This window comes from Ruegeria sp. BK1 (genome assembly GCF_056535645.1).
In genome coordinates, this window is the sequence record NZ_JBQFIS010000001.1 from 3,592,569 (window position 1) to 3,615,092 (window position 22,524).

The window sequence follows — 22,524 nt, forward strand, 5'->3', positions numbered from 1 at the left end:
GGGCTTCAGAAATTCCTCCCCGGTACTGGCGGACCTTTCGGGGTCCGCATCTTTTCAAAAACGACAACGCGGAGCGACTATGCCACAGATTGTCCATACAGAAGGGGAATCGAATACCTCGGAAGCCCGCAAAGCCTGGCTGAAGAAGTCTATCGGACCCAATTCGTCACAACTTCTCAAACGCGACGCTGATGTGTTCCTGCATCAATCCCTGTCCAGTCCTTGCGTCAGTACGATCGCCAAGGCAGAAGGTATCTGGATCGAGGACCTCGATGGCCGCCGCTACATGGATTTTCACGGAAATTCGGTGCATCACATCGGCTATGGCCATCCCCGGCTGGTGCAGGCGATCAAGGATCAGCTGGACGACCTGCCATTTGCCCCGCGCCGCTTCACCAACGACCCGGCAGTGGAGCTGGCCGAGAAGCTGGTCGCCATCACACCCGGCGATCTGGGCAAGGTGCTGTTCACCACCGGTGGATCGGACGCCAATGAAGTGGCCCTTAAAATCGCCCGCGCGGCTACAGGTCGCTTCAAGACGCTTAGCTTCTGGGACGCCTTCCATGGAGCGGGCTTTGGTGCAGCGAGCGTTGGCGGCGAAGCCACGTTCCGCAGCCATATCGCCGGTCCACTTTTGCCGGGGACCGAGCATGTGGCCCCTTTCCACCCCACTCGTTGTCCATATGGTCACACGACGCTAGAGGCCAGCGCCGAAGCCTGCGCAAACATGATCGACTATGTGCTCGAACGCGAAGGTGACATCTGTGCCGTGGTGGCCGAAGCAATGCGTGCGGTTCCCATTGTGCCGCCTCCGGGTTTCTGGAAACGAGTGCGCGAGATTTGCGACCGTCATGGCGCATTGCTCATTTTGGACGAAATTCCAACCGGCTTGGGCAAGACCGGACAAATGTTCTCGTTCCAACATGATGAGATCGTTCCCGATATTGTCACCATCGGCAAGTCGCTGGGCGGAGGTATCCTCCCCATCGCCGCCTGTATCGCCCGCAAGAATCTGGATGTTTGCGGCGATTTTGCCATCGGACACTACACGCACGAAAAGAATCCCGTAACCGCCCGTGCCGCTTTAACTACAGTGCAAATCATTGAGGAAGAGGGATTGGTCGAGCGCGCATCAGAACTAGGGGAACATGCAATGAGCCGCCTGATGGACGCATTGCAAAACGTTGCCATCGTTGGCGACATCCGGGGCCGTGGGCTTATGTTCGGGATCGAGATTGTCGAGGGCCGCGTTACCAAGACACCTGGAAATGCCCGCGCGGAACGGATTTATTATGCCTGTCTCGAAGCTGGGCTGAGCTACAAGATCAGCCAGGGATGCGTTCTTACCCTGTCGCCGCCACTGACCATTTCGAAAGGCGAACTGGATCGAGCAATCGATATCGTAGTTGCGGCGATTGAAAACGAGGTTTAACCGATCGGTCCGCATACGCCGTGCAAAACTCTAGCGCGGGAGCGCACCGTTCAAACCGATCAAAACCTGACGCGGATGACACGGCGCGAACGCTCATCGCGAAGTTTATTGAACCCGAAGTCTCTAACGCCGTGGTAAAAAAGTTAGAGTTACTTGCAGATTATCGCACAAGAGCTGCGGTGAACTGAGCCTATGTTGAAGTCGGAGTGAAGTATGGCGATTGTCACCTTCCTGATCAGCCTGGCCGGGGCTACCATGCTACTGCTGTTCGCGGTCCGCATGGTGCGTACGGGGATTGAACGCAGCTACGGCGCGTCGTTCCAGCGGGTGATGACGCAGCAACGCAGTTACGTGCAAGCTTCGCTGGTGGGCGTGTTCATGGCGATGGTGCTGCAAAGCTCGGCCGCGGTAGCTCTGTTGAGCTCGGGTTTTGCTGCCAGCGGATTGCTGAGCTTTCCGGCTGGGCTGGCCATTGTGTTGGGTGGCGATCTGGGCTCGGCACTGATCATTCAAATCCTTTCGTTTAAACTGGACTGGCTTGTTCCGTTGCTGCTGGCGGTTGGCGGCTATCTGTTCGTCAAGACCGAGGCTAAAAAAGCCCGACAGTTGGGGCGTATCCTGATGGGTGTTGCCTTTATCCTGATCTCGCTCAGGTTCCTGCGCGAAGCGATGGACCCCATTCGCGACAGCGCATTTCTACCCGCCGTAGCCGACTATTTGGCACGCGACTATATTACCGCCTTCCTTGTCGGCGGTGCGCTGGCCTTTGTCATGCATTCTTCGGTCGCGGCCATCCTTATGTGCGTGACGCTTGTGCAGATTGGCGCAATCCCGTTTGCCGCCGGTATGTCATTGGTATTTGGCGCGAATTTCGGCTCAGCCTTCATTCCGGTCTGGCTGACGCGAGGGATGCCCGTGACCGCCCGGCGTATACCCTATGCCAATCTGGCGCTACGGGGCAGCTGGGCATTAGTGACATTGTTTGCGGCAAACTTCGCCTTGAGGACCGGACTGTTAGGCGACCTGCAAGGGGGTCAGATGCTGGTTAACGTACATCTTGCATTCAACCTGTCGCTTCTGATTCTGGCTCTTCCGTTTTGTGGACGCTTGGAGGGCCTGTTCGAAAGGCTCTTGCCCGACCAGAAGAAAGAACAGAAATCCCGACCTGCGCGCCCGACCAGCGCATTGGACATGGAAAATCTGGCTAACCCGAGCCAGGCCATGCCGAGCCTCAAGCGTGAGCTCCTGCGGATGAGTGACTTTCTCGAAACCATGTTCCGTCCTGTCCTGGAACTGTACCGGAGCGGAGAAAAAGAACAGATCCGCTCGGTTCAAGCCATTGACGAGGACGTAAACAGATGCCTTTCGGATATTCGAGCCTTTGTCGCTGCAATGCCCTCAGAGCTATATGAGAAACGCGATGTAAAAACCGCGCGCGATTTAATGGAATTTGCGATCCGGCTTGAAACTGCAGGGGATGTTGTCGCCAAACGCCTGACAATATTGGCCGGCGAAATGCGCGCAAAGGGATCAAGTTTTTCACAGGAAGGCTGGTCGGAACTGGTTCAGATGCACGAGGGTATTCTGGCCAATATGAAACTGGCATCGAATGTGCTGATTTCAGACGATCTGGAAAGTGCACGTCTTCTTAGCCTTGAAAAAACTGAGATCAAACGAGTGGAAAGGGAAAGCCGCAAGCGGCACCTGCGCCGCTTGCAGCACGGAACAACCGAAAGCTTTGAGACCAGCGATATTCATTTGGAAACCTTGCGGGCATTCCGCGAGTTCAACAGCCATATCGCCTCCATCGCATACCCGGTGCTCTATCGGAACGGTCAGTTGCTTGAGACACGGCTGATCAACGAAATTACTGACTAACTAGTTGTTTAGGAATTTGTTTTTTATTGCGCCGAAACAACGAAACAGTGTTAAAATCAAGGAGGCGGTCGGATACGGGAGCCAGTCTCGATGAGAAAAATCGAAGCAGAAGACGCGAAAGAAGGTCCAAGCGCAAGTAAATACGCTCGTACCTATCAGTTTGTATTAGTAATGCTTGGCTTTCTTAGCGACCTTGTTCACAGACGGTCCCTGGAAAATAAATTTTATCCTGAAGATACATCCAATTGCACCGTTGAACCCCGTTCGTTTGACGCAACTGCAAAACACGCAAAGCAAAGTAAGCCAAAACTGAGTGACGATGCTAAAAGCAGTAGCGGCACGACTGAAAGAGCCACAACATTTTATTTGCCTTAACAGGACGGCTCAATTTGACATGCCGGTTTCATTGTTAGTGCGTTACTTGTGCCTGGACCGTTTTCACGATGATATCTGTTTCCGACGGATGGTTACGGTAGCTCGTCGATAGACCGAAGATTGAAACATTCGGCATAGCCATTTTCCCAAGAGCTGCCCGGCTCAATGATTTTTGCTTCGCCCCGACGGTGTCGATCCAGTCTCGAACCGCTTATTCCATTTAGCGCAAAAGTGTGTGGTCGGGTTTGTCCGCATTGTGTGAGTTCAGCCAGCCGATGAATTTGCGCTTGCGGCGAGCGGCAGATTCGACGGGCCGCGTCGCAGCACCGGTTGCCGACGGTCAATGGCCGGTCAGGGTCGTTGGAACTTCCAAATGAATACAAGGTTGGAAAAAACGCACCGGTTTCAGTAGCAATCAGTGATCGTCAAAACCGAAAGGATTTGAGTTTTTGTAATGAAATCAATGTGCGTTTTCTACGAACGCGACGCGAACGTACTTCCATCAAGACATAGACAAAGAAAAAGATTAAGAAATTGATAAAGAGCGCTCCATCCGCTTGTGTTACGCAAATCACGGTTGCTGTGTTTGCTGTTCAATGCCGAGAAACGAAGGCGCGGGTTAGCGAACCTGACGATGGTCGGGGCAGATCTAGCGCCGACGCACGAAGGACACTTAATCAGAAAGCGGCAACCAGATTGTTTTGTCGGTCCTTCTGTCTCGCCCAGCTTCGCGTTCCTTTTGTCCGTCACGGATCCGGGTGCGGGGATTTTCAATCGGGTCTAGGCTGTTCAGATAGGGTGTCAGGCAATAGAAAACTTGCGGATGCTTACGCGATGGTTTCCAGGTGATCTTCGCCCAAATCCGCTTTAACATTTTAGCACCTGAACGTTTGTATTAACTGGGTTCTTCACCTGAATAGCATTGCATGGATTGGGTTGTAGCGACCAGCGATTTCTCCGGGAATTGGGTATTCACCGAAAAACCTCATCTCCTTATTGTGACCTTTAGCTGTAATGTGCCAGTTGCCTACTTTTTTGCTGCAGCCAACGCTCCTTTTGCCCGCAACCCGACCCCTTTGTTGTGCCACTCGATCACTGTAGCGACTCAAGTGATTAATCGGTGGTGGAGAAATTGTAGCGGTTAAAGTGAAGCTCTGATTTTGGATGCCCAATAAAGCACCACCTACATTTTTTCAGAATGCTTAGGTTTCGGACGAACGTGAGAATTAAAGAAAAGTCCCTTAGCTTGAGGTACAGAACCCCGAGAATCAGCTTACTTTTCTGTCAGTTAAGGCCTGCCAATTCTGAGGTGGAAGTGTCGCAAGGCTTCGAGAAAACCAATTTCGCATACCACAGTTGGCACTCGCGCCGATTTTTCGGATAGCAAACAACGAAGTTGAGAATGGTATTCTCAAAAGGTGGGCCAAGCGGTGGGCTGTAAATAGAATCAAAAACACAACGCATTGATAATTCTATGAATTTTTAAGGGATATGGTGCTGCTGGAGAGAATTGAACTCTCGACCTCTCCCTTACCAAGAGAGTGTAGTGGACAAATACGGACCATTTTGGACCAAAAATAGGGGTTTTTCGTCCATATCTGTCCACAATTGTCCTTGCCTGTCCGCTCGATTGTCCCTAAATCTGTCCCTATGACACAGTCCAAATCGTATAACATCCGCTCTGAGCGTGGCCGCAAAGCCCTAAAACCCCGCGTCGATCCATATTGGGAACCGCTGGGTGATGGTACCAGCATTGGCCTCTATGTCGGTGTATCCGGCATGGCATGGAAAGCCCGCAAGCCGGGCAATGGTAAACGCTGGTCAAAGACGACGCTCGGTAAGCTGACCGACATGGATTATGCCACAGCGGTCCGCGCGGCTCAGGATTGGGCCGATCAGGCCGACACACCGGCAGAGACCGCTGCGCCTGTTCTGACCGTTGGTCAATGCGCGGATGATTGGCTGGCTAAGATGAGCAAGAGTCACAGCATCCAAACAGCCAACACATCCAATGGTCATGCCAGCCGGGTCCGCATGGTTAAGGCGTTTTTCGGCGCTGATACACCTGTTGCTGATCTGACTGTTGCCAAGATCGAAAGTTACCGCGACAGAACCAATGCCAAGACCGGTAAGCCGCTGGCGATATCGTCCGTCAACACAGACATGAACAAGTTAAACGCGATGCTCACATTGGGGGCCGAGCGGGCCGGATATACCGGCGAACGTGTCTGGCTCAAAGTTGATCGTCTGAAATCTCAGGTGGACGAAATTCACCGGGCCGACAATGGCGAGGACAGCGAGTATTCAGGACGGGTCTTTACACCGCGCGAAATAGCCCGGCTGGCTGATGCGGCTGATGCGGACTTTGCCGACTTTATCAAGGCCATGTTTCTCACCTGTACCCGCATCCAAGCCCTACGCATGGCGGATGTCCGCGATCTTGATACCGAAGCCGGTACGTTGCGCCTGCGCCGGGGCAAGAATGCCGGTAAGCGGGGTGTTATTACCATCAGGCTGTTTGAGAGTGCTGTCACGTTCCTAGGCGAGTGTGCAGAAGGTAAAGGCCCGAATGATCCGTTGCTTTCCATGGCGGATGGATCGCGCTGGGCGGAAGGGTTCCAACGCACCCGGTTTGACCGGGCCGTAAAGGCCGCTGGGCTGCGTAATGCCGATGGGGTTACAATGGCTCATCTCCGGCACAGCGGGATCACATGGGCGGTTGAGCGTGCCAAGTTGGACCCGGTGACGGTTGCCAAGATGGCAGACACATCCGTTGACATGATCCTCAAGCATTACTTTCGTCCCGTTGACGGCCCGGGCAAGGGGCCGCGACTATGATCGATCTTGGTATCCGGGTCGCGTGGCGGCATCCACAGATATTACATATGCGCCTAGCTGACATAGGTGTGTCCAAGCCCGACTCTTATCTGCATATCGCCATGCGTCGTCTGGTCGATACTATGCCCCGGCTCGACAGTGAGACCGAGTTTAGAGCGGCTGTCTATCTGTGCAGCCTGTCTGAATGGTCCACCAAGGCTCATCACATGCGTCCGGCTGCTGATCTGTTGGTTGACCGGGACATTCCGGCATTGCGTACTCTGATGGCCACTGCTGTCCTTACGCTTACTCAGTCCGAGCGTGACGGGTTCAGACATCGACCCGGAGCCGGGGCGGTTGAGGAAATGCGCGATCTGGGGTGGAAAGTGCAAAGCGATAGGGTCGGTGTTGGTGTCTTGGCGCGTCGCCTTGGACATACAAATACGCGCCAAATCACCCGTGCACGGTCGAATTGGAAAAATTTGACCCTCTGAGAAGCCCGTACAGCGACGAAACGGGGTGTCCGTAGGGTACGGGTACCCCCTAAATTGGACATAAAGTCCCGACTTTATATCGGCTACAACCACACGGACATCTGCGTATTCCCTTGGACAGTCATTCATCCAAGGAGGTACAAATGACCATTGTTTTACCTGACACCAAGCCGTGTGGAGAGGCGCAGCCCTACCTGGCTTTTATGTCTGAGAACGGCATCGGTCGCTCAACTGCGTATAACATCCTCAATACCGATTACGGCCCGCCGACTTTCAAAGTTGGTTCCAAGCTGATGATCGATAAGGCCATTGGCAGAGCGTGGTTCCAAGCATTGGCCAACGGTGTTTTCACAATCGATAGCGCCACCCTCAAAGGGGATGCGGCATGAATATGATGGATACACTGTGTGTTCACTTTGGTGATGTGGCCGAGATGGTCGATCACGATGACGACCTACACCACGACGCCCGTTATATGCAGTACCAGTGCGATGACGTGCCGCCGAACGAATGGGCCGCGACGCTTGAAAAGGTCTTACCCCTGCATCGTCAGTTTATCGCCAAGCTGCTGGAACGTAGCACACAAGGGGGATCGGCATGATTCAGTATCTCGACAGCGTAAAGTACGAGGGTCGTTATATTGATGCCGTTGTTTCTCGCTCAATCGACTTTAACCCGTCGGATCATGACAGCGCCGAAAGTGCCGCTCGCGCTTATCACGCTGCCCTAGTCAAATTGTGCTCTGAGGCGCGACCAGAGGATACATGGTGGGGTCAAAACCCGGATCATGAGATTGCGATCTGGGTACCGGGTACCAGAGAGGACATGACCGAAAGTCCGACCGCTTGGGGTGTCTGCTGGGAAGCCGGACCAACCGGCTGGGCGCATCGATCAGATGCCGGGTTATATGGTCTGCCCGGGCCGTGGTCGTTTGTCATGCTATTTGATGAGGTGTCGGCATGACCCGTCCTATCCTCACTCTCAAAGGGCGCAAACCTACACCAAAACCCAAACCCCATCCCCGGGACGTTCTGGCTGATCTGGGCCGTCACTGGCCCGTTCTCGTATCCGATCCGCCTGTACCATTGGCCATCGGGATCGACCAACAGATCAAGGCATCCGCTGCCGAGCGTGATCTGTCGTTTTCCAATAACCGGATCAGTCAGGCCTTGCGATGGCGAACAGGTGGATATGCGTACCGACGTGCCATCGCTGCTGGCGTTACCCGGATCAATCTCGACGGTTCTCCGGCAGGTAAACCATCCGATGCCGAGCGTGAACAAGCGAAACGCCCCGCTGCTAAGGCGAGGCGTTCAAAGAAACAGCGGTTTGCCGACCGTGTATCCAAAGGTGATGTGAATGCAGCCTACCAAAATCGAATGGATTGAAAAAGACGTTTCAGAGCCGGTTGGGTTTGTCCCACGCCCGGAAAGTCCACCCTTACGCGGCATCTCCGGCTCAGTTTGGATCGTGATTGTCGAGACGGAGAGTCCGCCCGGCGTACCGATGTGGGCAGTCTCAGCATTACGAATGAAGCGATGCGCGGACGGTTTGAGCCGGGACGGGTGCCCGCCCCTCTCAGAGACACATGTATCCATTGAGGCGTGTCGAGCGGCTGCGCCGCTACTGGTTGCCCGGTTGATGGCTGACGCAAGCGAGGCTGCCTAATGTTTATCGGAACCTTTACACATAACGCCCCGGGCATCTCTGCCCCGGGCAAGCATTACCGCCCGGACGGATCGTCTGAGGTACAGGGATCATTCAAACGGATGCACTATCAAACAGCATCCTTTGCGAGCCTAGCTGATCTACATGGTTGGTTGATGACAGCACCAGGTAGCGTCCACATGTCCGCCGGGATCGCATCTGTTTCCGAAGCCGAAGCGTATGAAGCCAATATGGCAACCCGTCTCTTGGCATCCGGTGATGGAACATGTCCGGAGACGGGACGCCAAATCATTACCCGGACAAATGTTGATGTGTCGTTTTATTCCGGCCCGGGCATGATGGTGTTCGATACCGACGGGATTGGCGACTTTGACTATATATATGGTGCTCTGATCGCCGCCGCTCCGGGGCTGATGCAACATGGGATGTTACACACATCCTCATCCGGCAGCCGGATCACTGGCGCGGACGGATCGGTCATCCGGGGCGATAACGGTGCCCATACGTTTTTACATGTCATGGACGCGAGTGATATTCCGCGTTCTCTTTTGGTTGCCCACAAACGGATGGTGCTGGCTGGCTACGCCCGGCATCGGATCGCAAAAGGGATCAATGCCGCGTTTCTGAACAGATCGCTTGTTGATCTGCAATTGCGGGTACCATCACAACCGATCTTTATACGGGCGCATCTGGCCGAAGGGATGACACAGGACAAGGTGTATACCCTGCGTCCGGGCGTCGAGATGGTTGATACAAGAGCCGTGTTTCCTGAGTTGAGCGAGGGTGAAGAACTGGCCTATGAGGCCGCAATTGCACAAGCCGTGCTCGACATGAAAGGCGAAATGGAAACGGCACGCGCGGCCCGGGCGGCTGATGCTGTTGCCACTCTCACCGCATCAGGCATGTCCGAGACGGATGCCCGGGTTACGGTTCAAGCGGCAGCCGGTGGTGATCTGGGTCCGGACTTCCAGATTGTTCTCAGTAACGGGACCATTGTTACAGTCGGGCAGATACTGGCCGATCCGGGCGTCTATCACGGTCAGACATGTTGTGATCCGAGCAATCCTGATCGCAGCCGCAAGACGGTCGCCAAGATTTATTCCAACCAAATGCGCCCGCTCATCCACAGCTTTGCTCATGGTGGTGCCAAGTATCGATTGCATAACTCGCTGGATGGCGTGGTACCTGAGAATGATCAGGATTGGCTAAACCGGCATCTCAAAGCGGCACAGGATGCCATTGATGCGTCGGTTGTGCTCCAATGGTCGTTACAGCCGGTGACCCGTGATTGTGACACAGTCCTTGCGCATCTGGATAATCCAACTGGTACCGAGATACCCGGCGTTGGTCTGGTCATAAACGGTCGCAGAGTGACGTGTGATCCGGAGCGTCTCTGCCAGTACATCAAGGGTCATCCCGGTCGACAGCCGGATTGGGCGCGTCTGATGGTTGTTTATGCCGGGATCACACATGACGGCTTGGAAGAGGCCGCCACCATAGCAGCCAAGGCATTCAGCGCTGTTACCAAGCCACTTGCCCGTGGTGCTCTGCTCAACGCGGTTACGGCTCAAGAGAATGCCGTGCCGGTTCTTATTCCTGTTTCGGGTGAGACTGTCGATCCGCCTGCCGAGGCTGATCTGGAACAGGCGAAACACTCGGCAGAGTTATTGTCCCAGTGCAAACATATCGCAGACGATCCGTTAGGTTCTCTGGATGCATCTCTGAGTGAGCACGGAATTGTTGGTGAACGTCGCGTTGCCAATGCGACTTTCCTTACGCTTGTGAGCAGCAACACGGGCAAACTGATCAACCTGATCAACAAAGGTCAGTCGAGTGCCGGTAAAAGCTATGTCACCAAGTCTGTATTGAAACGCTTTCCCGATACGTATGTTTTCTCGGTCTCAAGCATGTCCGCCAAGGCATTGGTCTATCAGCCGCCCGGGTTCTTCGTTCACAAGCACATCTTTCTTGAGGAAGGTGAAGCGCTGGTACGCACCAACGACGGGGAAAAGAACGAGTTTGCGGAGATGTGCCGGGTTCTGTTGTCCGAAGGTCGGTTGATCCATGCCGTTGTCGAGCGTGATCCGGAAACCGGCAAGCATCAGACGGTAATCTATGAGCAGGAAGGTCCGACCGGGTTGATCACCACCACAACGCGCGGGCATCTGGATAGTGAAATTGAAACCCGGATGATGTCGGTCTGGTTGGACGAGTCCCCGGAGCATTCAAAACAAATCGTCCAGTCTATTGCCGAGCAAAAAGAGACTGAGGCGCAAAGTGATCCGGAGGTCAGTGATTGGCACGCTTATGCTGAGTGGTTGCGTCTTGGTGGTCCCTATCGTGTGGTTATTCCGTTTGCGACGAAAGTTGCAGCACATGTTCCAACCAAGAGCGTGCGTGTCCGCCGGGATATCAACAGTCTATTTGCCACCATAGAGGCAAGCGCCGTCGCAAATCGTTTGCATCGGGACTTAACAGAGACCGGAGCAATTATCGCAACATGGGACGACTATGAAAAAGCCGTTGAGTGCGTTGGTCAAAGCATCAGTGAAGGCCACGAGGTTGTTGCCAGTGAGAATGCCCGTTCGATGCTTGGCGCAATGAATACTGTGTTCAAGGATGCGGTCGGACAGGCTGGCGGTTGGGCCACACGGACAAATACAACTTGGCAACTGGCGCAACCGCATAATCTACCATCGTACATAGAAGTCGGTACAGATCAGCAAATGGAGCCGTTCGTTGCTCTGAAAGGATCAGAACGAAAGCTGTGTGACGTGCTCAACATGTCCAAGACGACATACAGACGGCACATGAAACACGTGATTGGTGAAGGCTACGTTGATCACCCAATGGGTAAAGATCAGCTATATCGAATTACCGTAGAAGGTTGGGACGTTATAGCCAACGAGCACAACTCGATTTTCCCAGACAGAAAAAAAATCGAGAACGGCATATCACCCCAAATCGGTGGACCAGTGGACCACCTTGGAGCAAACCCATGAAATTAAAAGAGAATAAGTGGTCCACACCGATTTGGACCACCAAAATCAAGGGTGGACCAGTGGACCACTTTTGCCCCGGATCGCTTGGAAGTGGTCCACTGGTCCACATCGAAAATAAGTGGTCCAAACCCGTGTGGACCATTTTCACAGAGCATTATCAACGGCTTAGTCGTTTTGGTCCACTGGTCCACGGATTCCGGGTGATACCCCAGCTCAAAAAAAAAATGTGCTCACACGTTGGCGTTGGCTGTCGTTGGCTGCTCACACGTTGAAAGGACGCCCAAATGTATATGGTAAATAAATATACGTTCATGTCTGAGAATGGACAGATAACGTACAAGATGTCTGGTGATGGTTGTTGGTACATCTATCGTGAAGGCAAGGAACCTTTGCCCTATAAAGGTCCCGGTTGTCCCAAGTGTCACATCCCGTTGTTCCTGCATTCGACCGTACCGGCATCACGCGGTTGGTTGCACGCTCTTTATGTCAGCCAGAGAGAACGTGGTTTCGCGCTTGAACCGTTGCTTGGTTGGTACGTGTGTCCAACTGGAAAACAAGCCCACCCTTTTACCAGACACCTAAGCATAGCTCGCGATCCGTGGTTGATCGATCCGCTTGGAAGGTGGAACGCGCCTGACGGTTCTCGGGTCAAGAATGAAGCAGAAGCGTTGGCATATGAGCACGACCGGCACAAGAAAACGTAGCGTGTCAGCTTGGCACACGTTGGCTGTTGGCTGTGGCGTATGGGTCGGGTCGATCAAACCCGGGGGGATATTTTTTAATTGTTTGCTTCGGGGAGCGACCACCGCAGTGGGGCCAAGATTCCTGACGTAAAACCGCTAAATTTGGAGGATACAGAGTGCCAAAGGCAAAAACACGATCATCTACAGTCGTCCCGGTTATTTCAGCCGGTTCCACAACCAATACGCATTGGCTGCCCGCCCCAACGGACTTTGACGAGTCGCAAACGGAGCATTGGCGCGAATTATGTGATCTGGTCGAGCAGCAAACCGGTTTGCAAGTGACGGATGCGACGACGATTGAAACTGCCGTCAGATCGGCAACGGAAATCCGGGACGCCTTGGCATTTGCCGAAGCAGCCAAGCGGGCCGACGACTTCAATACATGGGAACGGGCCATGAAGGCCGTGAATGCCGCCAGACGGGCGCATCGGTCGGCAATGGCAACCTTGAAGGCATCCCCGGATGAGCGGTCTAGCCGGATCGCAAAGCAGGCCAGAGGACAGCGAGCCGGGGCAAATGACGATACATGGAAAGGGGTTCTCAAATGAGCAATACAACATGTGTCAATTGGGCCGAGCGGTTGCAGCGCGGCCAAATTCCGTTCAATCGGGCAAAGCTGCCAATGCGAACCAAGAAGGCCAAACGGTTTGCTGCCATATTCGACCGGCTCCGGGTTGGTGATCTGGACGGCGAACCCATGACATCCGAGTTACCGAATACCGCTTGGGTCCGAGACATCGGCATGGCGGTATGGGGCGGAAATACGATCAAGGAATGTCTGATTTGTTGCCCCAAGAAGCAATCGAAAAGCACCTTTGGTTCACTGCTGTTCTTGGCAGCCTTTCTGGCCGAGACCAAACCGAGGCAAACCTTCACGATTTTAGCGCCATCGATTGGAATTGCCGGGATCACCTTTGCAGCAATAGAGGCCGCCATTCAGGCGGATCAAACGCTCTCTGATCTATGCCATGTGCGCAGTTACACCCGGGAAATAACGAACCGGGATACAGGCGCGACACTCACTGTCCGGGCGTTTGAAAAGTCCGCCTCAACCGGCCTCAAAGGTAGTGTTCTCCTAGACGAAAGCTGGCTGCTAGGGGAAAAAGCAACCGGGCAGAAACTTCGGGCGCAAATTCGCGGTGCCCTAGCTGCATCTGATACGGCCAAAATCGTCCACTTAACCACCACATCTGATGACCCGCCGCGCGGGTTTTGGGCCGATCTGCTGAGTTATGCGCGGCAAGTGAGGGATGGTGAGGTTACGGACCCGGCATTCTTACCTGTGATCTGGGAACCATGGCCCGATTGTCCTGATCCATTTGAGGATGAATCCGTCTGGCCGAAATTGATGCCATCCTTTCCACATATCGCGGCTCCTGAGTTTTACCGGAGCATGATTGCAGAGGCCAAGGCATCCGGCCCGGCAGCCATTGCCCGGGACAAGGCGCAGTTTTTCAATTGGACGCCTGAAACGGCCAGTGCCGGTGCTGATGGCTGGCTGGTTGCGAACATGTTGCCCAGATTGGTTGAACGGATGTCGATTGCCGATCTGTTCGCACAATCGGATGTCATTGCCGCTGGTTGTGATCTGGGCGGCCTGAGCGATCTGAGCAGTTTGGGATTCTTAGGCGTCAAAGGGGATCGTTGGATGGTCGCGGCCCGGGCATGGGCAACACCCACTGTCTGGCAGGTGAACACATCCAGTGCATCCGCATTTGATGATTTTGTGGCCGACGGCGATCTTGTACGCATTGATGCCGGGCAAGACTTAGATGGTATTCTCGACCTGTTGGAACAGGCCCGGGATACCGGCAAACTCTCAGCCGTGGGTATTGACCCGGCAGGTGCTCAACAATTGACGGATCATCTGGCAGCAACACCCGGGTTCCAGATCGTCGCGGACCCGGATGATTTGTCCGGCTTCGGAGATGTCCCGGTTTTGGGTGTGGGTCAGACAGCACTCAAATTATCCCCGGCATTGCGAACGATTGAGAGACAGGCGGATCAAGGTCTGTTGCGGGTCTCAGACGCCCGTTTGATGCAATGGTCGTTTAGCAACGTCCGCATCGGTCGGCACGGCGCGGCTGATCATGTGGACCGGAGCCGTCAGCAAGATAAGATTGATGTTATTGCGGCTATCCTAGATGCGGTTTCTGTCTACCTGGTAGTCCCGGAACCCATCGCATTTGATACCGCCTGTCTGATCGGGTGAAACCATGGCACGTTTAAAACAGGCGCGATCCAAGATGAAACCGGTCGCGCTGCGTATGAAGTCGGTAACCATATCGGATGCATCGCCCGGTTTGGTCGAGCGTAAACGGTTCTACTATAGCCGAGCGTGGAAAGTGTTGCGCAAGTCGCAACTGGATGCCGAGCCGATGTGTCGTGTTTGTGGGGCTTGGGCAACCGTTGCGGATCACATTTATTCCCATGACGATCAACAAGCGGCTGCTGCGGCTGCGCTGCTGGGTCAATCAATCCCGCCGACATGGCAGCAACGGCTTGCATGGCCGCCCGGGCTGCAATCGTTATGTGGTCGGTGTCACCGGGATAAATCGACCGCCGAAGCCAGAGGCAAATTAGTTGATTGGCTCCGGAGCAAGTGAAGGAATCTCACGCCAACCGACCGAACCGAGATTTGCCGTTGATCTAGGTGTCTGGGATGATCCGACCATTGCAGCGACGAGACGTGATGTCCGGGTTGGTTGTAGCTGGCTCCAATTGAGCAGTTGGACCGTTACGGCTGGATGGGCAATGTCCCAGACTTTCAGTCCGGATGCCCGGTAGTGTTTCGCCAGTGCGAGCGCGGTTGTTTGCATGAATGCGGGTAAGAGCGGTGTTCCATAGCGATCTTTGCCGTGTGTTCCGACCGCAGCCGCACCTTTGGCAGTGAGACCGACCGCCGTGACCCGGTCAAACGTTGGTGCCGCCACGACGGCAATATCAACATTGGTGGGTGCGCAGATCAAAAGCGGATCGTCGGCACTGTCCGGGGCATCCCTCAACCGGGCGAGATGTTCCGCGACTTCTGCCCGTTCTACCACTTCCTGTTTGCTGGCCGCCTGTTTGCGTATGGCATCTGTCTTGGCTCCGAAGTCGGCACCCGCCCGGGCGAGATAAGCCGCATAGATCATCCAGACTCCGATGTCCCGGATGTTCTGTCCGTTCTCAAGTCTCGACAGGACGGATCGGGCGACACCCGTGGCAGATGCAGCATCCCGGATCGTCAAACCCAGCTTTTCGCGCTGTTGCCGGAGATAGACGCCTTGCCTGCGTCGGTGCTCTTTTGCTCTCTCTTTTGTCATTGTCCCAGTTTGCCAGAAGTCGAGCCGGATTGCACCAGCTTGGGACGATCTGTGCGTGCGTACCGATGTCGAGCACACTGCCCGGGCAATCACGCAAACAATGGAGATGAAGTTATGAAGATCAACAAAACCCCGGCAGACCTGAGCGGCATGAATGTAACCAAGGCCGGTGTCGGCATGGCGTCCGGTGTGACCAAAGAAATTGTTGCTCAGACGGTGACAGATGATGAAGGCAACTCGGTTGGTGCGCTGCTGACATCCGATCTGGAAGGCGGTCGTGTGGAAATCGAAGTCAGTGATGACGGTGTTCCCAGCTTCGTTGAGTATGATGGTGATGGGGTTGAGGCGTCCCGTATCCCGGCGGTCGAGGATTCTTCGGATGATGAGGATCAGGAACCGCTACCAGATATGGCGGCCTCACTCTAACGCATCCGCGTATGGGGGCCGTCTTTTCTAGGCGGCCTCGCTATTCACATCAGGCTGTTTTTTTATCGAATGAGTTGAAGGGTCGCACCGCACGGAAGGCTGAGTCTCGGAGAAAAAACCTCTGGGGCGTTTTGCGGGGGATGTTTGATTTACACGTACCGAAGCTGGGGAACATACACCGGCAAGGGGCGCTAAAAATCGGGCTTTTTTCCCACGAGGAAGCAGCTAGGTTAAAATCACTTGTTAAACATACAGTTATGAGCGTTTAGATACCTTATGTGCATTATTCAATCATTATGCGCATCAAATCAGCCTCTCTCGTTGACCTGAGCAAACGGAATTGGGTGATTGCACACTGAGGGCGCTGAAAATCGACTTACTATGATACCCCAAGTCTATCTAGGTTGGTCATAGCAGACCGGGCATTTATCCGCTGGTCATGCTGAGTATTACGAGGCACCTGCATCTATCTAGGTCGGATATCTCTGGACACCTAGGGACATATATGGACGCCAATAGGGACGGGTGCGCGCATTTGTCCCTGAATTGCGTCCCTAGATTGGTCCGCTATTTGCCTGACTACCCGCTAAGTCACTGATTTGATGGTGCTGCTGGAGAGAATTGAACTCTCGACCTCTCCCTTACCAAGGGAGTGCTCTACCTCTGAGCTACAGCAGCGCTGTGGGCGGGTGATTAGACTCAAACGAAACGCGGCGCAAGGGTGTCTGGACGGTTTTTTTCGCCTCCTGTAGAGAAAGATCATGACGGAAAAAAATTCACCAAAAAAACAAGGCAAACCCAGTGATGCGCGCGAAGAGCGGCTGAAGGCCGCGCTGAAGGCAAACATGGCGCGGCGCAAGGCGCAGGCCAAGGCGCGGGCGGTCGCTGGGGGCAAGGCCGACAAGGACGAGGGATAAGAGCAAATGGATTCGATTCTGGTGACGGGTAACGGGCCGCTAAACGGTCAGATCCCGATTGCAGGGGCTAAAAACGCGTGTTTGACGCTGATGCCCGCAACGCTGCTCAGCGATGAACCGCTGACGCTGACCAACGCGCCGCGTCTGAGCGATATCAAGACCATGACCGCCCTACTGCAATCGCTGGGGGCCGAGGTGTCGTCGTTGCAGGACGGGCAGGTGATTGCCATGTCCAGCCATGATCTGACCAGTCAGACGGCGGATTATGACATCGTGCGCAAGATGCGGGCCTCGAACCTTGTGCTGGGGCCTTTGCTGGCGCGGTTCGGGCAGGCGGTCGTGTCGCTGCCCGGTGGCTGTGCGATCGGTGCGCGCCCGATGGATCTGCATGTGGAAGGGCTTGAAGCGCTGGGCGCCGAGATCGAACTGAAAGACGGGTACCTGCACGCCAAGGCCCCCGGTGGGTTGAAAGGCGCGGTGCATGAGATGCGTTTTGCTTCGGTCGGGGCGACTGAGAACATTGTGATGGCGGCCACGCTGGCCAAAGGTACTACCGTCCTGAAAAACGCAGCGCGCGAGCCCGAGATCGTCGATCTGGTCGAATGCCTGCGCAAGATGGGCGCGCAGATTTCAGGCGAGGGGAGCTCGACCATCGAAATTCAGGGCGTCGACCGTTTGCACGGCGCTACCCATCAGGTTGTCACTGACCGGATCGAACTGGGCACTTATATGCTGGCCCCGGCGATCTGCGGCGGTGAGGTCGAGTTGCTGGGCGGGCGGATGTCGCTGATCGCGTCCTTTGCCGAAAAGCTGGAAGCAGCGGGTGTCAGCGTGACGGAAACCGCAAATGGTCTGATGGTCGCGCGCAAGAACGGGCGTGTTCGGTCGGTGGATGTGGTCACGGAACCCTTCCCTGGTTTCCCCACGGATTTACAGGCGCAAATGATGGCGCTGATGTGTACTGCCGAAGGTGTGTCCGTTCTTGAAGAGCGTATCTTTGAGAATCGCTTTATGCACGCCCCTGAACTGGTACGAATGGGGGCCAATATCGAGGTACATGGCGGCACGGCCACGGTAGCGGGCGTCGAACGTTTGAAAGGCGCGCCTGTGATGGCGACCGATCTGCGGGCCTCGGTTTCGTTGATTCTGGCCGGTTTGGCGGCCGAAGGTGAGACGACGGTTAGCCGGGTCTATCATCTGGATCGTGGCTATGAACATGTGGTGCGCAAGCTGGAAGGCGTGGGTGCAAAGATTGAACGGATCAAAGGCCAATGACAGACGCAAGTTTCCATGACGGGCGCGAGGCCCCGCTGAATCTTGGTGCCGAGGATGCAGATGACCTGCAGGTGATCTCGACCCTGACACAGGACGCGGTGTTTCCTATAACCGAGATGACTTGGCGGCCATCCCAACGCCGCTTTGGCCTGCTGTTGAACCGCTTTCGGTGGGAGGACAAAGACGCCGCCACCCTACGCGACCGCCCGTTTGAGCGGGTACAGTCGGTGCTGGTGTTCGACGCGGTGCTGTCGGTGGCAAGTCAGGGGATCGACCGCAGCGACAAGGATATGGTGATGTCCCTCTTGTCGATTGATTTTGAGCCGGGCGAAGATGGGGCGGGCCGCGTGGTGCTGACTCTGGCCGGGGATGGCGCGATCCGATTACTGGTCGAGGCTGTGGATGTGTCCCTCAAGGACGTCACGCGGCCCTATCAGGCACCGTCTGGGCAGGCGCCGCATCATCCGGAATAAACGGGGCATAGCGCAAGCGTTTTCCGGGCCTTCCACAGGCCTGGTTTTGCGCCGTGCGACCGTGTTCGATGTGTTCCAGATGAGCCGCGCTCTGATCCGCTCGATCACCTATCTTTGTGCGGCAGACCATCACAAGCAGCCCGCGCTGCTGGCGGCTTGGACGGCCAACAAGGACTCTCAGACGATCCGACGCTGGATACAATCCGGCGCCCAGCTTTGGCTGGCCGAGATTGACGGGCAGGTGGCCGGGGTCGGTGGGCTGCACAACCGTTCGGAAGTGTCGCTGCTCTATGTCGATCCAGCCTATGTGCGGCGCGGTGTCGGTTTGGCCCTGTTGATCCGGCTGGAAAGTGAACTGGTCGATCAAGGGTGTGCGGAGGCACATGTTTATGCCACTGCGACGGCACGGGAATTCTATCGCCGGTTCGGCTGGAAGGATGCGGGTGAGGCCGAAGAATGGCAGGGCGTCCTGCAATATCCGATGCGCAAATCGCTGCACCCGACCGACGAAGGGTTGAGGCCCTTCCCCTCGGGCGATATGTCCCGATGAAACGCCCCGGAGTGCAAGACGATGCCAGTTTTCCTTGAGACAAGCTCGACCGATTTCGAAACCGCCTTTGCGGCGCTGTTGTCGGCCAAACGCGAAGACAGCCCCGACGTGGATGCGGTTGTGGCCGAGATCATTCAGGACGTGCGCGCGCGCGGCGATGCGGCGGTGATTGAGCTGACGGCCAAATTCGACCGGCTGGAACTGGCCCCTGATACTTTGGCGTTTTCGGCTGATGAGATCGCGGCGGCAGTGGCTGAGGTCACGGATGAGGATCGCGCCGCGCTGGAACTGGCTGCGGCGCGCGTCCGGGCCTATCACGAAAAGCAAATGCCCGCCGATCACGAATGGACGGATGAGGCCGGGGCCACGCTGGGCTGGCGTTGGTCGGCCGTGTCGGCGGCGGGGCTTTATGTGCCGGGTGGGTTGGCCTCGTACCCTTCGTCGGTCTTGATGAATGCGATTCCGGCCAAAGTGGCGGGGGTTGAGCGTCTGGCGATTGCCGTGCCCACGCCGGATGGGGTGGTGAACCCCTTGGTTCTGCTGGCCGCGCAGTTGTCGGGTGTGGATACGATCTATCGCGTGGGTGGGGCACAAGCGATTGCCGCGCTTGCCTATGGTACGGACAGCATCGCCCCGGTGGACAAGATTACAGGTCCGGGCAATGCCTTTGTCGCCGCGGCAAAGAGGCGGGTGTTTGGCAAGGTGGGTATCGACATGATCGCGGGCCCCTCCGAAATTCTGGTGATCGCCGATAAGGACAACGACCCCGATTGGATCGCGCTTGATTTGCTGAGTCAGGCGGAACATGACGAAAGTGCACAGTCGATCCTGATCACTGATGATGCAGCTTTCGGTCGGTCGGTTGCCGCTGCCGTGGACAAGCGCCTTGAGACGCTCGAGCGCCGCGCCATCGCAGGCGCAAGCTGGCGCGATTTTGGCGCAGTGATCACCGCGCGCGATCTGGATGAGGCCGCCGCGCTGTCGAACCGTATCGCCCCAGAGCATCTTGAACTCTGCGTTGCCGACCCTGTGGCGCTGAGCGCAAAAACCGTCCACGCAGGCGCCATCTTTCTGGGCCAATACACGCCCGAGGCCATCGGCGACTATGTTGGCGGCCCCAATCACGTGCTGCCCACCGCGCGCTCGGCGCGGTTTTCTTCGGGGCTGAGCGTGATGGATTTCCTCAAACGCACCACGCTGTCCCAGATGACCCCCGCTGCGCTGCGCGCCATCGGTCCTGCTGCGGCGCAACTGGCGCGGTCTGAAAGCCTTGAAGCTCATGGCCTGTCCGTCACGGCCCGGCTGGATCGTCTGAACGACTAAAGGCGCGAACCAACAGATATCAGGTGGAGGGCAGTTTGGAACGCGTAGCAACCTTGTGGATCGGCAAACGGTTCAGCTTTCTCGAGCACCTGTGCCTTAAATCCTTCGCGGATGTGGACCAGACGCCCATCGTCTATCACTACGGCGATCTCGAGGATATCCCGGACTATATCGAGGCCCGCGATGCGCGGGAGATCTTTGACACACCCGAGATCTACCGCGACCCGATCATGCGCTCGGTCGCAGTCCACGCCGATCTGTTTCGCTTGAAACTGATGCAGCAGACCGACTACATCTGGGTGGACGCGGATGCCTATGCTGTTCGGCCGTTCGAGACCCGTGACGGGTATTTGTTTCCCAAAGCCAATCTGGCACGGCAGCGGATGATGAACGGGGTTGTGGCTCTGCCCAGCGACAGCCCGGCTTTGAAGAAGATGTGCGATTTCGCTTTCGACAGCGACCTCGTGCTGTTCTGGTGGTCGGATGACAGAAAGCACGCCTATCGGGACATTTACGGGCAATCCACCTACTGGAGCCTGCCTTTGTCAACGCTTGGGCCGCCGCTGTTTTTCCACAGCCTTTATGGGACGCCAGAGCATGACATGAGCTTGCCGAGAGTCGAGCTTTACGCCGTTCCACTCCGGCATCGCGGTCTGTGGAACGAGCCTGATATGTCCAAGCTGGAATTTCTGGATTGGCAAAGCAAAATGTCCATCCATTTCTTTGGGTCGTGGTTTCGAAAGATATTCAAGGACCGGGAGATCAATTCCGGATCTTTGGTCGACACCTTGTTGCGCAAACATGCGATTGACCCGTCCCTGTATCCGCTGTGACAAAAGCCACAGGGCCGCGTTGCTCATTCAATTTTCTTGCGATAAGTCTGACCCGACCTGAATGGACCACGTACGCATGACCCGCATTTCGCACATAGAACTGGATGACCGAAACCTGCCCCCGCCGACACCCGAGATCGAGCAGGAGCGCAAGGTCGCGATCTATGATCTGCTGGAGGAGAACTCCTTTGCGCTGCCCGCGCGCGACGATCGCGTGGTGCCTGACGGCCCCTATCATCTGCAACTGTCCATCCGGGACAAACGGCTGGTTTTCGATATCGCCACCGAGACCGAGGAAAAAGCCGCCGAATTCCACCTGTCGCTGGGCCCGTTCAAGCAGGTGGTAAAAGACTATTTCCAGATATGCGAAAGCTATTTCGACGCGGTGAAATCGCTGCCACCCAGTCAGATCGAAACCATCGATATGGCGCGGCGGGGCATTCACAACGAAGGCAGCCGGGTCCTGCAAGAGAGGCTGGAAGGCAAGGCCGAAATTGACACCGACACCGCCCGCCGCCTGTTCACGCTGATCTGCGTGCTGCATTTCGGGGGGTGACGGGTGACGCCTTTGCCGCAGTCGATTCTGTTCTGTTGCGACCACAACTCGGTTCGGTCTCCGATGGCCGAAGGCATCATGAAAAAGTTCTACGGCACCGGTACCTATGTGCAATCTGCCGGTGTCCATAACGATCTGGAGATCGACGGTTTCTGCGTCGCCGTCTGCCAGGAAATCGGCGTTGAGCTTTCGCGACACAGGTCGCGTTCCTTCGACGAGATGCAGGAATGGGGCGATGACCTCAGCTCGTTCGACCTGATCGTCGCGTTGTCACCCGCCAGCCAAAGGCGAGCGTTGGATTTGACCCGTATTTTTCATCTGGATGTCGATTATTGGCCAATAATGGACCCTACCGGACTGGGCGAAAGTCGTGAAGACAAGCTAACGCACTACCGACAGACCCGCGATCAGATCATCAAACATCTGAAGGACCGCTGGGGCGAACCAACGGAGTGAC

The 22,524-nt window shown here is 55.7% G+C and carries 23 protein-coding genes and 1 tRNA gene; 22 read left to right on the top strand and 2 right to left on the bottom strand.

What is annotated here, in order from left to right:
• The first annotated feature begins 79 nt into the window (after positions 1 to 79).
• From pbfA to ACR3E7_RS17840, 13 genes are all read left to right on the top strand, one after another.
• Positions 80 to 1,432, top strand: a complete 1,353-nt coding sequence (gene pbfA / locus ACR3E7_RS17780) for a (R)-1-hydroxy-2-aminoethylphosphonate ammonia-lyase (RefSeq protein WP_480504885.1) — start codon at positions 80 to 82, stop codon at positions 1,430 to 1,432.
• 213 nt (positions 1,433 to 1,645) lie between these two features.
• The gene (locus ACR3E7_RS17785; protein ID WP_480504883.1) at positions 1,646 to 3,310 is read left to right on the top strand and encodes a Na/Pi cotransporter family protein; all 1,665 of its coding nucleotides are present in this window, start codon (positions 1,646 to 1,648) and stop codon (positions 3,308 to 3,310) included.
• A gap of 90 nt (positions 3,311 to 3,400) precedes the next feature.
• A complete protein-coding gene (locus tag ACR3E7_RS17790; protein WP_480504881.1) occupies positions 3,401 to 3,685 on the top strand; it encodes a hypothetical protein in 285 nt (94 codons plus the stop codon).
• A gap of 1,650 nt (positions 3,686 to 5,335) precedes the next feature.
• Positions 5,336 to 6,523 (top strand): tyrosine-type recombinase/integrase, encoded by a 1,188-nt coding sequence (locus ACR3E7_RS17795; protein ID WP_480504879.1) that lies wholly within the window; start codon positions 5,336 to 5,338, stop codon positions 6,521 to 6,523.
• Entirely contained in the window at positions 6,520 to 6,996 is a 477-nt protein-coding gene (locus tag ACR3E7_RS17800; RefSeq protein ID WP_480504877.1) for a hypothetical protein, read from the top strand. Before ACR3E7_RS17795 ends, ACR3E7_RS17800 begins: the two co-directional genes overlap by 4 nt.
• Positions 6,997 to 7,139: 143 nt before the next feature.
• Positions 7,140 to 7,385 (top strand): hypothetical protein, encoded by a 246-nt coding sequence (locus ACR3E7_RS17805; protein WP_480504875.1) that lies wholly within the window; start codon positions 7,140 to 7,142, stop codon positions 7,383 to 7,385.
• A complete protein-coding gene (locus ACR3E7_RS17810; protein WP_480504873.1) occupies positions 7,382 to 7,597 on the top strand; it encodes a hypothetical protein in 216 nt (71 codons plus the stop codon). The genes ACR3E7_RS17805 and ACR3E7_RS17810 overlap by 4 nt, the downstream gene beginning before the upstream one ends.
• Positions 7,594 to 7,959, top strand: coding sequence for a hypothetical protein (locus ACR3E7_RS17815; protein ID WP_480504871.1), 366 nt, complete (start codon positions 7,594 to 7,596; stop codon positions 7,957 to 7,959). The genes ACR3E7_RS17810 and ACR3E7_RS17815 overlap by 4 nt, the downstream gene beginning before the upstream one ends.
• Positions 7,956 to 8,384, top strand: coding sequence for a ProQ/FINO family protein (locus ACR3E7_RS17820; protein WP_480504869.1), 429 nt, complete (start codon positions 7,956 to 7,958; stop codon positions 8,382 to 8,384). The genes ACR3E7_RS17815 and ACR3E7_RS17820 overlap by 4 nt, the downstream gene beginning before the upstream one ends.
• 459 nt (positions 8,385 to 8,843) lie before the next feature.
• On the top strand, positions 8,844 to 11,666 hold the full coding sequence (locus tag ACR3E7_RS17825) for a hypothetical protein (RefSeq protein WP_480504868.1): 2,823 nt from the start codon (positions 8,844 to 8,846) through the stop codon (positions 11,664 to 11,666).
• Positions 11,667 to 12,525: 859 nt separating this feature from the next.
• A complete protein-coding gene (locus ACR3E7_RS17830) occupies positions 12,526 to 12,957 on the top strand; it encodes a hypothetical protein (protein WP_480504866.1) in 432 nt (143 codons plus the stop codon).
• Entirely contained in the window at positions 12,954 to 14,621 is a 1,668-nt protein-coding gene (locus ACR3E7_RS17835; protein ID WP_480504864.1) for a terminase TerL endonuclease subunit, read from the top strand. The genes ACR3E7_RS17830 and ACR3E7_RS17835 overlap by 4 nt, the downstream gene beginning before the upstream one ends.
• 4 nt (positions 14,622 to 14,625) lie before the next feature.
• A complete protein-coding gene (locus tag ACR3E7_RS17840) occupies positions 14,626 to 15,015 on the top strand; it encodes a hypothetical protein (protein WP_480504862.1) in 390 nt (129 codons plus the stop codon).
• On the opposite strand, the gene ACR3E7_RS17845 is transcribed toward ACR3E7_RS17840, so the two are convergent.
• Positions 14,989 to 15,714 carry a helix-turn-helix domain-containing protein gene (locus tag ACR3E7_RS17845; protein ID WP_480504860.1) on the bottom strand — a complete coding sequence of 242 codons (726 nt, stop codon included), beginning with the start codon at positions 15,712 to 15,714 and terminating at the stop codon, positions 14,989 to 14,991. The two genes, ACR3E7_RS17840 and ACR3E7_RS17845, sit on opposite strands and share 27 nt — an antisense overlap.
• Positions 15,715 to 15,828: 114 nt before the next feature.
• On the opposite strand from ACR3E7_RS17845, the gene ACR3E7_RS17850 reads away from it, so the two are divergent.
• Entirely contained in the window at positions 15,829 to 16,140 is a 312-nt protein-coding gene (locus ACR3E7_RS17850) for a hypothetical protein (RefSeq protein ID WP_480504858.1), read from the top strand.
• A 603-nt stretch (positions 16,141 to 16,743) separates the two neighbouring features.
• Here the strand turns inward: ACR3E7_RS17850 and ACR3E7_RS17855 are convergent.
• A tRNA-Thr gene (locus ACR3E7_RS17855) sits at positions 16,744 to 16,818 on the bottom strand.
• An 83-nt stretch (positions 16,819 to 16,901) separates the two neighbouring features.
• Between ACR3E7_RS17855 and ACR3E7_RS17860 the strand changes: the two genes are divergently transcribed.
• The 8 genes from ACR3E7_RS17860 to ACR3E7_RS17895 all read left to right on the top strand — a co-directional run bounded on the left by ACR3E7_RS17860 (position 16,902) and on the right by ACR3E7_RS17895 (position 22,523).
• The gene (locus ACR3E7_RS17860) at positions 16,902 to 17,057 is read left to right on the top strand and encodes a hypothetical protein (protein ID WP_170773985.1); all 156 of its coding nucleotides are present in this window, start codon (positions 16,902 to 16,904) and stop codon (positions 17,055 to 17,057) included.
• 6 nt (positions 17,058 to 17,063) lie between these two features.
• Positions 17,064 to 18,332, top strand: a complete 1,269-nt coding sequence (gene murA / locus ACR3E7_RS17865) for a UDP-N-acetylglucosamine 1-carboxyvinyltransferase (protein WP_480504856.1) — start codon at positions 17,064 to 17,066, stop codon at positions 18,330 to 18,332.
• On the top strand, positions 18,329 to 18,805 hold the full coding sequence (locus ACR3E7_RS17870; RefSeq protein WP_480504854.1) for a DUF2948 family protein: 477 nt from the start codon (positions 18,329 to 18,331) through the stop codon (positions 18,803 to 18,805). The genes murA and ACR3E7_RS17870 overlap by 4 nt, the downstream gene beginning before the upstream one ends.
• A gap of 79 nt (positions 18,806 to 18,884) precedes the next feature.
• Positions 18,885 to 19,355: a GNAT family N-acetyltransferase gene (locus ACR3E7_RS17875; RefSeq protein WP_480504852.1), complete on the top strand. Its 471-nt coding sequence runs from the start codon at positions 18,885 to 18,887 to the stop codon at positions 19,353 to 19,355.
• Between the two features lie 21 nt (positions 19,356 to 19,376).
• The gene (gene hisD / locus ACR3E7_RS17880) at positions 19,377 to 20,678 is read left to right on the top strand and encodes a histidinol dehydrogenase (RefSeq protein WP_480504850.1); all 1,302 of its coding nucleotides are present in this window, start codon (positions 19,377 to 19,379) and stop codon (positions 20,676 to 20,678) included.
• 35 nt (positions 20,679 to 20,713) lie between these two features.
• Positions 20,714 to 21,511, top strand: a complete 798-nt coding sequence (locus ACR3E7_RS17885; protein WP_480504848.1) for a glycosyltransferase family 32 protein — start codon at positions 20,714 to 20,716, stop codon at positions 21,509 to 21,511.
• A gap of 76 nt (positions 21,512 to 21,587) precedes the next feature.
• Complete coding sequence (locus ACR3E7_RS17890) at positions 21,588 to 22,067, top strand: UPF0262 family protein (RefSeq protein ID WP_170773997.1); 480 nt, start codon at positions 21,588 to 21,590, stop codon at positions 22,065 to 22,067.
• Between the two features lie 3 nt (positions 22,068 to 22,070).
• Entirely contained in the window at positions 22,071 to 22,523 is a 453-nt protein-coding gene (locus ACR3E7_RS17895) for an arsenate-mycothiol transferase ArsC (RefSeq protein WP_170773999.1), read from the top strand.
• The last annotated feature ends 1 nt before the right edge of the window (position 22,524 follow it).